Annotated in this window: 1 protein-coding gene; it reads left to right on the forward strand. The window is 71.0% G+C overall.

Annotation, left to right across the window (positions count from 1 at the left end; all coding sequences use genetic code 11):
• Nucleotides 1-434, forward strand: a 434-nt coding sequence (locus CVV76_RS24485) for a CheR family methyltransferase (RefSeq protein ID WP_332888554.1), incomplete at both ends; no start/stop codon positions are given.

A 434-nucleotide genomic window follows, 5' to 3' on the forward strand; every position in this document is an offset into this window, starting at 1 on the left:
GACCGACCCCGAGGCCTATCGCGACCGCCTCGAACGCGGCCCCGGCGAGGCCGATGCGCTGTTCGGCGACCTGTTGATCAACGTCACCCGCTTCTTCCGGGACGCCGCGCATTTCCGCGCCCTGCGCGACGAGGCGATCGCGCCGCTGATCGCCACCGCGATCCCCGACCAGGACCTGCGGATCTGGGTGCCGGGCTGTTCCTCGGGCGAGGAGGCCTATTCCATCGCCATGCTGTGCGCCGACGAGATCGAGCGCACCGGCCGCGAGCTGAAGGTGCAGATCTTCGCCACCGACATCGACGAGCGCATGCTCGAGATCGCGCGCGCCGCGCGCTACCCGCTCTCGGCGCTGTCCGACGTGCCCGACGCTTTGCGCGAGGCCTACACCCTCGGCCGCGAGGGCTCGTTCCAGCTGACCGCGCAGCTGCGCGACA

Origin of the sequence: Acidimangrovimonas sediminis (assembly GCF_002871005.1) — a bacterium.
GTDB lineage: Bacteria > Pseudomonadota > Alphaproteobacteria > Rhodobacterales > Rhodobacteraceae > Acidimangrovimonas > Acidimangrovimonas sediminis.